Raw genomic sequence first — 11,986 nt, 5'->3', positions numbered from 1 at the left:
GTGCCGGAGTGGCGGTTCGTCGGGCTTGGGGGATTTCAAATTGCGCAAATATGTCTTGCTGTTTCTCAGCCTTTGTATCGATTACATCTGGGTAAATGCGGCCGTCGTCCTGGCCGACCGGCTGTTTCCCGGCATTGCCGAGACCGTTCTTGGCCAGCCGGCGTCATGGGCGGCTCGGCAGGTCCTTTCGCTGATCCTGTTCAGCCTTGTACGGGTGGCAAACATATCGGTGGGGGAATGGCTGCTGTCCTATGCGCAGATGGAGCAGCCGGCCGGCCAGCGACAATGGGCCAATCTGTTGCTTGGCACGCTTGGTGTCCTGTCCGGGATTTGGTACCTGCTGCGCCTCACCGGACCAGACGACGGCACGCCGTTCCTTTTCATGGTGGAGGACACGCCGCTGAAGACCGCGGCCGTTGCGCTTTACAGCGCCCTATACAGTTGGTGTGGCGTGATGCTGTTGCGGTTCGAGCCCAAGGCGAAGCTCTGCAATGCCCTGCTGTTCGCCTCGGTCCTGCCATTGACCGCGATAAACCTGATCTTCTCCCGCGACGCGCTGATTGCCTCGATGGTGGCGCGCGCCGCCAGCCAGGGCCGCTCGTTCCCGGTGGAAAAGGCGGAGGTCTATGCCCGACTGTCGATCTACTACGCCATCCTGCTTGTCGCGGTGATGCTGACGATCTTGTATTTCTGCCGCGAACGGCCCACCGCTTCTGTCGGCAGGCCGCTAGAAGGCTCGCCGGGCAGCCGGGCGTAGCCCTATTCGGCCAACAAGCCTTTCTTGTGGGGTAGGCGGCCAAGCTGCGAATCTCCCCCCTCGAGGGGGAGATGGCCGGCAGGCCAGAGGGGGTCGTCTCGCGTGGAGCGCCGGCTTCTTCTTTCCTTGGCAGAGAGGGCGTCGCGTCAGGACGTACCGACCCCCTCTGTCGCCTTCGGCGACATCTCCCCCTCGAGGGGGGAGATTACGCTGCCTTGGCCCAGCCATCGCGGCTTTATCGGCCCGTTCATATCCGCTAAGGGGCGGGGCAAGAGAATTCTCCGGACCCAAATATGACCGCCAAGACCAAACCCTCACCCCTGTTCCTCGGCATAGACACCGGCGGCACCTACACTGACGCCGTGCTGTGGTCGGAAGCGGGCGGCCCCGGCGGAAAAGTGCTGGCCAAGGCCAAGGCGCTGACAACGCGCCACGACCTGGCGGTCGGCATATCGGGCGCAGTCGATGCCGTGCTGCAAAAAGCCGACACCGACCCGACTGCGATAAAACTGGTGTCGATGTCGACAACGCTTGCCACCAATGCGCTGGTCGAGGGCCAGGGCGGGCGCGTAGCACTTGTGATGATCGGCTTTGCCGAGGGCGATCTGGCCCGCGACGGACTAAAGGCGGCGCTCGGCTCCGACCCGGTGGTGTTCTGCCCCGGCGGCCACGATGTCCATGGCAATGCGGCAAAGCTCGATCTTTCCGGGCTGGAGGCAGCTTTGCCGGAACTGGAAAAGTCGGTGTCCGGCTTTGCCATCTGTGCCTATTTCGCCACCCGCAATCCGGCGCACGAGCTAAGCGCGCGGAACCTGATCCGCGATATAACAGACCTGCCGGTCACCGCCAGCCACGAACTGTCGGCCAAGCTCGGCGGCCCGCGCCGGGCGCTGACGACCTTGCTCAACGCCAGGCTGATCTCGATGATCGACCGGCTGGTCGCGGCAACCGAAGGCTTTTTGGCCGCGCGCAACATTGCCGCCCCGCTGATGGTGGTGCGCGGCGACGGCGCTTTGGTCTCGGCCGCCTTTGCCCGCCAGCGGCCGATCGAGACCATCCTGTCCGGCCCGGCCGCCAGCCTGGTCGGCGCCCGCCACATGACCGGCCTCGACGATGCCGTGGTCTCCGACATCGGCGGCACCACCACCGACGTCGCCGTGCTCGACAAGGGCCGGCCGCGGCTCGATCCGGAAGGCGCCACCGTCGGCGGCTTCCGCACCATGGTTGAGGCCGTCGCCATGCGCACTTTTGGCCTCGGCGGCGATTCCGAAGTGGCGCTGGAGGACGGCGCGCTCAGCCCGAGGATCCTGCTCGGGCCGCGCCGCCTGGTGCCGCTGGCGCTGGCCGGCTTGATGCATGGCGACGCCGTCACATCAGAGCTCGAACGCCAGCTGCGCGCGCCCAATCCCGGCCGCATGGATGGCCGGCTGGCGGTGCGCACCGGCGTGCCGGAGCGTCTGGCGGCCGGACTGACCGGTGCTGAAGCCAAGCTTTACGAGCTGATCGGTGCCGTGCCGCAGGCTCTCGACAGGTTGCTGACCTCGAATGCCCAGAACGCCACCTTGAACCGGCTGGTGTCGCGCGGGCTGGTGCATGTCGCCGGCTTCACGCCGTCGGATGCCGCCCATGTGCTGGGCAGGCAGGCCAATTGGGATCCGGCCGCCGCGCGTCTGGGTGCCGAGCTGTTCGCGCGCAGGCGCGACGGCCGCGGCCAGTTCATCGCGGCCTCGCCGGAGGCAATCTCGGACCGGGTGCTGACCATGCTGACCCGCCTGTCGGCGGAAGTCATCCTCGAAACCGCCTTCGCCGAGGATGGGCTGGATGGCGCGGCGACCGTCGCCCATGCCCTGGTCCAGCGCGCCGTCGACGCCCATCCCGGCATCGCCCGCCTCAGCGTCGCGCTCGACCGTCCGGTCATCGGCCTCGGCGCCTCGGCGCCACTGCATTATGCCGGGCTGGCCGAGCTGGTCGGCAATAACTGCGTGGTGCCGGAGGATACCGATGTCGCCAACGCGCTCGGCGCCGTCGTCGGCCAGGTCCGGGTATCGGCCGAGGCGCGGGTCAGCCAGCCCAAGGAAGGGCTGTTCCGCGTTGCCTCCGGCGAAAGTGTACGCGATTTCAACGACGAGGCCGCGGCGATCGCCGCGGCGGAGAAAGACGTGCGGGCGATTGCCGCCGGGCGGGCGAAGGACGCCGGCACCGACAGCGCCGAGATCGAAATCGCCAGCGAATTCCGCGTCTCCACCGTCGAGGGCCAGCGCATGTTCATCGAGGCGCATGTCGTGGCGGTGGCGTCGGGAAGGCCAAGGATTGCGGTGTGAGCGCGTAATCTCCCCCCTCGAGGGGGAGATGTCGCCGAAGGCGACAGAGGGGTCGCCGCGCATGAAGCGCGACGCGATTTGGTGCAAAGAAGAGGTCGCACTCCACGCGAGGCGACCCCCTCTGGCCTGCCGGCCATCTCCCCCTCGAGGGGGGGAGATCGGCAGCGAAAACGCCCTACCTTCACTCTATGCCGAATTGACCCTGCCACCGTGACATGCCAAAGGCCGGGCCTAGCCTTTCGTCTGGAGAAGCCCTGATGACCGATCGCGTCGAGATCGCCGGATTGCGGATTGCCCGCGAGCTTCATGATTTCGTCGTCAACGAGGCGCTGCCGGGCACCGGCATCGAGGTGGACGCATTCTGGAACGGTTTTTCGACGATCGTCCATGATCTCTCGCCAAAAAACCGGGCGCTGCTCGAAAAGCGCGATGCCATGCAGGACAAGCTCGACCGCTGGTACCGCGACAATGGCGCGCCCGTCGACATGGAGGCCTACAAGAGCTTTCTCCGCGAGATCGGCTATCTCCTGCCCGAGGGGCCGGCGTTCAGCGTGACCACCGAAAATGTCGACCCGGAAATCGCGCTGGTTGCTGGGCCGCAGCTGGTGGTGCCGGTGATGAATGCGCGTTATGCGCTGAATGCCGCCAATGCGCGCTGGGGCTCGCTCTACGATGCGCTCTACGGCACCGACGCCATTCCGGAGACGGACGGCGCCGAGCGAGGCAACAAATTCAATCCGGCGCGCGGCGCCAAGGTCGTCGCCTGGGTGAAAAGCTTCTTCGACGAGGCGGTGCCGCTCACGACAGGCAAATGGGCCGGCGTCAACGGGCTTTCGGTCGCCAATGGCATGTTGCGGCTGGGCGAGGGTGCCGGCGCCACCACGCTTGCCGACCTCAAACAGTTTGCCGGCTATCGCGGCGATGCCGCCAACCCCGAAGCCGTGCTGCTGGTCAAGAACGGCCTGCACATCGAAATGGTCATCGACCGCAACAACCAGATCGGCCGCACCGATCCGGCCGGCATTGCCGATGTCGTGCTGGAATCGGCGCTGACCACCATCCAGGACTGCGAGGATTCGGTGGCGGCCGTCGATGCCGAGGATAAGGTGCTGGTCTACCGCAACTGGCTCGGCCTGATGAAGGGCGACTTGGCGGAGGAGATCACCAAGGCCGGCAAGAGCTTTGTCCGGAGGCTCAACCCCGACCGCACCTATACCGCGCCCGATGGCGGCACGCTGACCTTGCCCGGCCGCTCGCTGATGCTGGTCAGGAACGTCGGCCACCTCATGACCAATCCGGCGATATCGGACCGCGAGGGCAACGAGGTGCCGGAAGGCATTATGGATGCGGCGCTGACGGCGCTGATCGCGCTGCATGACATCGGCCCGAACGCGCGCCGCGCCAACTCACGCACCGGCTCGATGTATATCGTAAAGCCCAAGATGCACGGGCCCGACGAAGTCGCCTTCGCCGTCGAGATTTTCGACCGCGTCGAGGCGCTGCTCGGCATGGCCAAAAACACCATCAAGATGGGCATCATGGACGAGGAGCGGCGCACCACCGTCAACCTCAAGGAGGCGATCCGCGCCGCGAAAGACCGCGTCGTCTTCATCAACACCGGCTTCCTCGATCGCACCGGCGACGAGATACACACCTCGATGGAAGCCGGCCCGATGATCCGCAAGGGCGACATGAAGCAGGCCGCCTGGATTGCCGCCTACGAAGCCTGGAACGTCGATACCGGGCTCGAATGCGGGCTGGCCGGCCACGCCCAGATCGGCAAGGGCATGTGGGCGATGCCCGACCTGATGGCGGCGATGCTGGCCGAGAAGATCGCGCACCCCAAGGCCGGCGCCAACACCGCCTGGGTGCCGTCGCCGACGGCGGCGACGCTGCACGCCACGCACTACCACAAGGTCGACGTCCACGCCGTCCAGAAGGCGCTGAAAAGTCGGCCCAAGGCCAGGCTCGACGACATCCTGTCGGTGCCGGTAGCAAAGCGGCCGAACTGGTCGCCTGAAGACATCCAGAGGGAGCTCGACAACAACGCACAAGGCATTCTGGGCTATGTCGTGCGCTGGATCGACCAGGGCGTCGGCTGCTCGAAAGTGCCAGATATAAACGACGTTGGCCTGATGGAGGACCGCGCCACGCTGCGCATCTCCTCGCAGCACATCGCCAATTGGCTGCATCACGGCGTCTGCACCCCCGAGCAGGTCACGGAAACGATGAAACGCATGGCGGCGATCGTCGACCGCCAAAACCAAGGCGATCCGCTCTACCGGCCGATGGCGCCGGATTTCGACAACTCCATCGCCTTCCTCGCCGCCTGCGACCTGGTCTTCAAGGGCCGCATCCAGCCCAACGGCTACACCGAGCCAGTGCTGCACGCGCGGAGGTTGGAGCTGAAGGCGAACGAGCAGGCGCGCTAGTCGCCGGCGTCCCCCTCCCCCTCGAGGGGAGGGTGGCCCGAAGGGCCGGGTGGGGTCCTGGGTGCAGTGCGCCGACGCCCATTCTGACGATGCGCCTCGGGAAGAGCACCGCAACGCTCCGCACGCGGATCGGTTTCGAAATACAGCAAGGCCGAGGGTCCCACCGGCGCCCGCCCCCCCCCCCCGAGCCCCCCCCCCCCCCCCCCCCGGCGGCTGCGCTCCCACCCTCCCCTCAAGGGGGAGGGGGGCGTCCCTCAGGCCGCTTGTGCCATCCGTTCCGAGCTCATGCGGTAGGAAATCGCTTCGGCCAGATGGATGCGGCCGACCGTCTCGCTGGCCTCGAGATCGGCCAGTGTCCGCGCCACCTTCAAGACGCGGTGATAGGCCCGCGCGGAAAAGCCAAGCTTTTCGCTGGCGTCCCTGAGCAGCGACAGGCCGGCGGCATCGGGCATGGCGATCTCCTCGATGACCGACGGTGAGCAATGCGCGTTGGTGGTGGCGGAGGGTCGCGCCGAGCCGTTCGAAACGCTCACGCTGGATCGTCCGCGCCCGTGCTACGCGAAGTGCCACGGCTGCACTCTTCTCCGCCCGGTCCGGCCGGATCAAATCGCTGGCCGAGACCGCCGGCACCTCGATCCTGAGATCGATGCGATCGAGCAGCGGGCCGGAAATGCGCGCCTGGTAGTCGGTGCGGCAGCGGTCGCCGCGCAGGCAGCGATAGCCCGGCTCGCCGGCCATGCCGCAGCGGCACGGGTTCATCGCCGCAACCAGCTGGATGCGCGCCGGATAGGTGACGCGGTGGTTGGCGCGCGCGATCATGCAGTCGCCGGTCTCGAGCGGCTGGCGCAGCGCATCGAGCGCCTGCGGTGAGAATTCGGGAAACTCGTCGAGGAACAGCACGCCGTGATGGGCAAGCGAGGCCTCGCCCGGCCGCACGCGCAGGCCGCCGCCGACCATCGCCGCCATCGAGGCCGAATGGTGTGGCGCACGGAACGGCCGCCGGTCGGTCAGCTTGCCTTCGCCGAGTTCGCCGGCCACCGACGCGATCATCGAGACTTCGAGCAACTCCCTGGGCGCAAGCGGCGGCAGGATCGACGGCAGCCGCTGCGCCAGCATCGACTTTCCCGATCCCGGCGGACCGACCATCAAAAGATTGTGGCCGCCGGCCGCCGCCACCTCCAGCGCCCGCTTGGCGGTCTCCTGACCCTTGATGTCGGCAAGGTCGGGCAGGTCGCGCGCCGAAGCATGGATGCCGGCTTCCGGCCGCGACAGGACCTGCGTGCCGCGAAAATGGTTGGCGATGGCAATCAGGCTGCGCGGCGCCAATATGTCGAAATCCTTGCCGGCCCAAGCCGCTTCCGGCCCGCAGGCGAACGGGCAGATCAGGCCCTTGCCTTCGGCATTGGCGCCGATCGCCGCCGGCAACGCGCCGGCCACCGCGGCAATGGTGCCGTCGAGCGATAATTCACCAAGCACGACATAGCCGGCCAGCATGTCGCCCGGAATGGCGCCGAGCGCAGCCATCAGCCCGAGCGCGATCGGCAGATCGTAATGGCTGCCTTCCTTGGGCAGGTCGGCGGGCGCCAGATTGACTGTGACCTTCTTCGACGGCATCGACAGGCCGGATGCATGCAGTGCTGCCTGTACCCGCTCGCGGCTTTCGGCCACAGCCTTGTCGGCCAGGCCGACGATGTGCATGTTGACCTTGCCCGGCGCGATCATCACCTGCACGTCGACCGGCACGGCCTCGATGCCCTGGAAAGCAACCGTGCGAACCCGCGCCACCATGTCTTCACCCCGGATGCAGGCTTTGCCCCAAGCCTTTGCGATCATGCCGCGAACGGCGTCACCGGAGACAACCACAGATTTCCGGCGAAGGCAAGAACATTTGGGGAACAGCTGAACGCAGCGGCTGCAATGGTTTGCAACGCGGCCGCTCCGAAGCGAGACTAGTTACGCTTCTCCTCCACCGCATCCCAGAACAGGCTGGCGATGTCGGCGCCCCCAAAACGCTGCACTTCGCGTATGCCGGTCGGTGAGGTCACGTTGATCTCGGTCATGTAGTCGCCGATGACGTCGATGCCGACGAGGATGAAGCCGCGCTTCTTCAGCGAGGGGCCGATGCGGGCGCAGATCTCGCGTTCGCGTTCCGTCAGCTCGGTCTTTTCGGCGCGGCCGCCGACATGCATGTTGGAGCGCGAATCATGCTCGGCCGGCACGCGGTTGATGGCGCCGACCGGCTCGCCGTCGATCAGGATGATGCGCTTGTCGCCGGCGCGCACCTCCTTGAGGTAGCGCTGCACGATGTAGGGTTCGCGGAACATCTGGCCGAACATTTCGAGCAGCGAGGCGAGGTTGCGGTCGGCCTCATGCAGATGGAAGATGCCGGCGCCGCCATTGCCGTAGAGCGGCTTGACGATGATATCGCCGAACTCCTTGCGGAAGGCTGCGACCTCGAGCGGGTCCTTGGTGATCAGCGTGTCCGGCATCAGGTCGGGAAATTCGGTGACGAAGATCTTTTCCGGGCTGTTGCGCACCCAGGCCGGATCGTTGACCACCAGCGTCTTCGGATGGATGCACTCGAGGATATGCGTGGTGGTGATGTAGTTCATGTCGAACGGCGGATCCTGCCGCAAAAGGATGACGTCCATTTCCGAAAGGTCGGTGCGGACTTCTTCGCCCAGCGAATAATGGTTGCCCTTCTCGTCGCGGACCTGCATCGCCTCGATACGGGCAAACACCTTGCCGTCGCGCAGCGACAGCCGGTCGGGCGTGTAGTGGAACAGCTGGTGCCCGCGCCGCTGCGCTTCCAGCGACAGCGCAAACGACGTGTCGCCGGCAATCGACACGGTGGAGATATGGTCCATCTGGATGGCGACTTTCAGGGGCATAGGTGCTCTCCGGCGCAGTTGGAGCGATCCACTTGGACGCACAAAGTGCGCTCCAAACACTTTTGAATCCATGCATCGTACTGCCCGAAAATCGATTCCGATTTTTCGGGCCGATGCATCGACGACAGCGATATAAGGAAATCGGCGGCTTCTGCCAATCGGCCAAGGTCATGATGAGGCTGCGCTTCGCTTGGCGCAGACCCCAATGCGGTGTGCCTTCAGCGATCGAAGACCAGCTTGGAATAGCCGAGGAAGGACAGCGCCATGGCAATCAGCGAGGCGACCGCAAGGGCAATGAGCGGCGACACCATCGGCAGCGCGAACAGCATGGCGCAATAGACGAGATAATTGACGACGCTGGTGGCAATACCGACGCCGCCGTAGCGTGCGCCCTCTTGCGCGACGCCGCGGCTGGAAGGCGAGAAGGTCAGATGGCGGTTGATCAGCCAGGTGACGGACAGGGCAAAACCTATCGAAATGATGCGGGCCATGAAAGGTCCGACCGGCGCTATCGTCAGCACCAGCCAAAGCGCCGCCGCGTCGGCGACGAAGCCGATGCCGCCGGCGACAATGAAGCGGGCAAGGCGTCCCATTTAGGCTCTAAGCCGCCCGCGGGGTCTTGCGCGGTCCGGCCTTCAAAGTCGCGAGCGCGCTTGCACGTTCACGTTCGACGCGGCCGGAAGGCATCGACAGATAGAAGATGCGCTTCTGCTCGGCCCGGCCGCGCGACACCGAATCGAGGATTACCCCGGTCACTGCCGCTAACATCGACAGCAGCAGCAGCCCGACCGACAGCACCCAGGTCGGCATGCGCGGCACAAGCCCGGTTTCGGCGAACTCGATCAGCACCGGCGCCATCAGAAACAGGCTTGATGCCAGGAAGAACACCGAAAAAGCGCCGAAGAAACGCAGCGGCTGCGTCTCCTTCATCAGCATGGCGAACATCCACAGGATCTTCGCGCCGTCGCGAAAGGTCGACAGCTTCGACGAGGAGCCTTCCGGCCGGCGGCCATAGTCGAGTCCGATCTCGCTGACCGGCAATTTGAGCTGCGAGGCGTGCACCGACATTTCGGTCTCGATCTCGAAGCCGCCGGAAACGGCGGGAAAACTCTTGACGAAGCGCCTGGTGAAGGCGCGGTAGCCGGAGAAGATATCGGTAAAGTCCGAGCCGAACAGCCGCTTGTAGAGGCTGTTGAAGATGCGGTTGCCGAAGGCGTGGCCTGTCCTGCCGGCATCGTCGGCGACCCCGCGCCTCGTGCCCACCACCATGTCGGAGCGCTCGGTCAACAGAGTGTTGATCAGTTGCGGCGCGTCCTCCGGCGCATAGGTGCCGTCGCCGTCGGCCATCAGGTAGATGTCGGCCTCGATGTCGGCGAACATGCGGCGCACGACATTGCCTTTGCCCTGGCGCGGCTCGCGCACCACGATGGCGCCGGCGGCGCGGGCTCGGAGCGCCGTCAGATCGCGCGAATTGTTGTCGTAGACATAGATCGCGGCGGCAGGCAGCGTTTCGCGAAAGCGCCGCACCACTTCGCCGATCGTCAGCTCCTCATTGTAGCAAGGCAGCAGCACGGCGATGCTCGGCTCATGGCGCACTTCTTGTGGCATTTTCGTCTCCGGATGCCCTGTGAGGCCCCTGACCGCTCAAACGCCGGCCTCGCTCGGGCGGCTTTACTATTTATTGAAGCTGTTAAGGCTAGGTTTAAACCGCACCGTATTCCTTCCAAAGGTCCTGATATGAGCACAGCCGACGATGGCGCCTCCAGTTGGAGGTCCGATATCGCGCTGGCGCTGCTTGCCACATTGCTGGCGCTTGCCGTCAATGCCTTTGCCGGCTTCCCGGAATTGACCAATGCCGGAGGCGACAACGACAATCTGCTGCGCCTTGTCGAAGTTCGCGACATGCTGGCCGGCCAGGGCTGGTTCGATCTGCACCAGTACAGGATGGGCCTGGAAGGCGGCTTCGTCATGCACTGGTCGCGGCTGGTCGATGCGCCGATCGCCGCCATCATCATGGCCGTATCGGCCCTGACCGGCAGCGCGGCCTTTGCCGAGCATGTCGCGCAAGTGCTGTGGCCGGCGCTGCTCTTTTGCCTGACCGTATTTTTCACCGCCCGCGCCGCGCGTAGCTTTGCCGGTGACGGCGCCGTGCTGCCGGCCGTCGTCGTCGGCGCCGCCGCACTGCATTTCCTCGGCATTTTTTCGCCTGGCGCGCTCGATCACCACAATATCCAGCTGATGCTGAGCATGGCCAGCCTGAGCCTGTTGCTTGAAGCGCCATTGCGCAAGCCGGCGGCATTGCTCTCCGGCCTATGCGCCGGGCTGATGCTGGCCATCGGTATGGAAACCGCGCCTTACGTTGCCACCATCGGCGCCTCTGTCGCCATGCTGTTTGCTCTCGACGCCAATGGCGAGAGGTCGATCGCCAGGGATTTCGGCCTCGGCTTTGCCGGCGTCTCCGCCCTCGTCTTTATCGCCACCATTGCGCCATCCGCCTGGGGTCAGGCGCAATGCGACGCCTTTTCGACCGTGCAGTTCGTCGTCGCAGCGATTGCCGGAACCGGCCTTGCAGCCATAGCGTCGATCGAGCCGGCAGGCCGCACGCGCCAACGGCGCATCGCCTCACTTGGCCTGCTTGCCCTGCTATTGGGCGCTGTCGTCGTCTTGTTGTTCCCACAATGCCTGGCAGCGCCCTACGCCAACCTCGATCCGCGCCTCAAGGAGCTATGGCTTGATCACATCGACGAGGCGCAGTCGCTGTTCAAACTGCTCGCCGAGGATCCGGCCGAGGTGGTGGCGCGCTATGCCACGCCGCTCATTGCGCTCGTGCTGATGGCGCTTCGCCTTGGCCACGGCTGGCGACGGCAGGACAGCCTTGTCGGCGCGCTGCTTGTCGTGGCCTTCATCGTCAGCGCCTGGCAGGTGCGCGGTTCGACATTCTCGATCGCCTTCGCCGTCATCCCGCTTGCCGCCTGGATTGCCAAATGGCGTCAACGGGCTGAGGCCAGCCCGTCGCGTGGTGTGGCGCTGCGTATGGCTGCCGTCTGGCTGGTTTCGGTGAATGCGGTCTGGACTGGGGCTGCCGCGGCGACCTCGGTAGCCTTCGACGACAGCAACACGACGGCCGATAACGGCGACGGCACCGATGTCGCTTGCCAGCGCATGGCCTCCTTTGCGGCACTCGGCCGCCTGCCCGGCACCACGGTGCTGGCAATTTCCAATCTCGGATCGCCGATCCTGGCCTATTCCGGACATCGCGTCTTCGCCGGGCCTTATCATCGCAACGTAGCCGGCAACCTGCTGGCGCTCGATGCCTTCCTTGGGTCCGATGCCGATGCCAGGACGATCCTGACCGATCATCACGTCGGCCTCGTCGCGCTCTGCCCCGGCAGCGCCGAAAGCAAGCTCCTCGCAACCAAGGCGCCGGCAGGCTTTCTTGCCGGGTTGATGAGCGGAAGCGTGCCGGAATGGCTTGAGCCGGTTGCCGGGACCAGCGGAGCCGCCGTCGAATTGTACCGCGTCCGGCTGGGCAGTTGATCGATCGGCGGGCCGTGCGGCCTTTTGTCGGACATAAGTCCTGACAAT

Annotated in this window: 7 protein-coding genes and 1 pseudogene; 4 read left to right on the top strand and 4 right to left on the bottom strand. The window is 65.4% G+C overall.

Features of this window, described 5'->3' with window-relative positions; translation table 11 throughout:
* Positions 1–40: 40 nt before the first annotated feature.
* The 3 genes from NKH23_RS02100 (at position 41) to NKH23_RS02090 (ending at position 5,510) form a co-directional block, all read left to right on the top strand.
* Positions 41–757 carry a hypothetical protein gene (locus NKH23_RS02100; protein WP_352912129.1) on the top strand — a complete coding sequence of 239 codons (717 nt, stop codon included), beginning with the start codon at positions 41–43 and terminating at the stop codon, positions 755–757.
* A 293-nt stretch (positions 758–1,050) separates the two neighbouring features.
* Complete coding sequence (locus NKH23_RS02095) at positions 1,051–3,078, top strand: hydantoinase/oxoprolinase N-terminal domain-containing protein (RefSeq protein ID WP_352976994.1); 2,028 nt, start codon at positions 1,051–1,053, stop codon at positions 3,076–3,078.
* Positions 3,079–3,335: 257 nt separating this feature from the next.
* Positions 3,336–5,510 (top strand): malate synthase G, encoded by a 2,175-nt coding sequence (locus NKH23_RS02090; RefSeq protein WP_352976993.1) that lies wholly within the window; start codon positions 3,336–3,338, stop codon positions 5,508–5,510.
* Between the two features lie 254 nt (positions 5,511–5,764).
* On the opposite strand, the pseudogene NKH23_RS02085 reads toward NKH23_RS02090, so the two are convergent.
* From NKH23_RS02085 to NKH23_RS02070, 4 genes and pseudogenes are all read right to left on the bottom strand, one after another.
* Positions 5,765–7,298: pseudogene (locus NKH23_RS02085) on the bottom strand (YifB family Mg chelatase-like AAA ATPase).
* Between the two features lie 161 nt (positions 7,299–7,459).
* Complete coding sequence (gene gshB / locus NKH23_RS02080; RefSeq protein ID WP_353034179.1) at positions 7,460–8,401, bottom strand: glutathione synthase; 942 nt, start codon at positions 8,399–8,401, stop codon at positions 7,460–7,462.
* Positions 8,402–8,619: 218 nt separating this feature from the next.
* Positions 8,620–8,994: a GtrA family protein gene (locus NKH23_RS02075; RefSeq protein ID WP_352979122.1), complete on the bottom strand. Its 375-nt coding sequence runs from the start codon at positions 8,992–8,994 to the stop codon at positions 8,620–8,622.
* Between the two features lie 7 nt (positions 8,995–9,001).
* Positions 9,002–10,009, bottom strand: a complete 1,008-nt coding sequence (locus tag NKH23_RS02070) for a glycosyltransferase (RefSeq protein ID WP_352571550.1) — start codon at positions 10,007–10,009, stop codon at positions 9,002–9,004.
* A gap of 129 nt (positions 10,010–10,138) precedes the next feature.
* On the opposite strand from NKH23_RS02070, the gene NKH23_RS02065 reads away from it, so the two are divergent.
* A complete protein-coding gene (locus NKH23_RS02065; RefSeq protein ID WP_352912120.1) occupies positions 10,139–11,938 on the top strand; it encodes a GtrA family protein in 1,800 nt (599 codons plus the stop codon).
* The last annotated feature ends 48 nt before the right edge of the window (positions 11,939–11,986 follow it).

The organism is Mesorhizobium sp. M1328 (genome assembly GCF_040318075.1).
Lineage (GTDB): Bacteria > Pseudomonadota > Alphaproteobacteria > Rhizobiales > Rhizobiaceae > Mesorhizobium.
This window is presented reverse-complemented; position numbering and strand designations above follow the sequence as displayed.